Annotated in this window: 1 pseudogene; it reads right to left on the minus strand. The window is 39.4% G+C overall.

Going from position 1 to position 259, the window contains the following annotated elements:
- Positions 1–259 (minus strand): annotated as a pseudogene (locus R2R70_RS21270) (hypothetical protein); the annotation flags it as partial.

Raw genomic sequence — 259 nt, forward strand, 5'->3', positions numbered from 1 at the left:
ATCAGCGGCAAGTATTGGAATAACACTTCTTGATTGAAAGCGGGCATAACAAATTTTAAGCCGTTTTCTGTCCCCTCGTAGATTCCTACAAGATGATTCGCGTTAAAATAGATGGTTGCCCAAATGGCTGTCCACATGAACCCGCCAAATATTTCAAATTTTGAAATTACTTTTTTCTTCGGGATATATGGAATATTTTTCAATTCATCCGCCGTCCATTTTCCAGCGCTTAGTGTTAGGGGCTCTTCGTTTTGATTGT

Source organism: Cobetia sp. SIMBA_158, assembly GCF_046566945.1.
In the GTDB taxonomy this organism is placed as follows: Bacteria; Pseudomonadota; Gammaproteobacteria; order Pseudomonadales; family Halomonadaceae; genus Cobetia; species Cobetia amphilecti.